Here is a 953-nt window from a genome sequence, read left to right as displayed (position 1 = left end):
TGATAAAAAATAGTAGTTTGGTCTGCACTTAAATACTCCCTTGTCTAGTATGCTTTTTTCATACTAACTTTTATAGTCCCTGATAAGGGAGCTATTCTAACAAAAGTAGCGGTTTATGCTAAAGGAATTGATAAGCGATTTAGGCCGAAGGTACTTGTGTTAGCTAGAGTGAATACTTCTCATTATAGAAATGCTTGAGCTACAGAGGTCTACAGGTTATGTTGTTTCATTAGGATAAAAATGCCGGAGAGATACATGATAAAAGGAACTTGTCTTTGCGAAGAGGTGCAGTATCAATATGATGCTGATATCCAAGAGGTTGCGATGTGCCACTGCCATCAGTGTAAAAAGGCTCAAGGAACGCCATTTGTTACTAACGCACCTATAGAGAGTCAATACTTCACCATTACGAGTGGCGCTGATCATTTGAAGACTTTCATGTCGAGCCCTAATAAAAAGCGCGTATTCTGTAGCAACTGCGGAAGTCCTTTATATAGTCAAAGAACCGATATGCCCGAAACAATAAGACTAAGGCTTGGAACTATCACTGAAGGGGAGTTCCCTGGGCCGCAATATGAGATCTTCTGTGAGTCCAAGTCAGAGTGGTTTGACGCCAAAGCCGAGCGTCCACGCTATGAGCAGCACAAAGTCTAAATGTTGGGAGCTTCGTATATATGGGAAAGTACTTTGTTATATATCCACTAAACTTCTAGCGATAGAATTTGTCACAATAATATAGCCGCGAATTACATCAGTGGCTCGGTCTGCTTATCCAGGGAAATAAACTATGAGGCATGTGAAAGTTGAGAGACGAGTGGCCGCACATTATTTGCTAGCAGCCATTGCTTTTATGCTATATGGCGGCCAAGTCTGCCCCTTATTGGAATCGATAACGGCAACTACCCTGGTTTTCCCCATACTCGTTGCTCTAGCTATTCGTTTGTTTAGTATTT

At 41.6% G+C, this 953-nt stretch carries 2 protein-coding genes; both read left to right on the top strand.

Annotation, left to right across the window (positions count from 1 at the left end; genetic code table 11):
- Positions 1-255 precede the first annotated feature (255 nt).
- On the top strand, positions 256-654 hold the full coding sequence (locus tag A3756_RS02445; protein WP_068510490.1) for a GFA family protein: 399 nt from the start codon (positions 256-258) through the stop codon (positions 652-654).
- Positions 655-787: 133 nt separating this feature from the next.
- The coding region (locus A3756_RS29155) for a hypothetical protein (RefSeq protein WP_368664563.1) at positions 788-953 on the top strand (166 nt) is incomplete at its 3' end.

It is taken from the genome of Oleiphilus sp. HI0086, assembly GCF_001635225.1.
The sequence above is the reverse complement of the archived record's forward strand: the minus strand, read 5'-3'. Positions and strand labels throughout refer to the sequence as shown.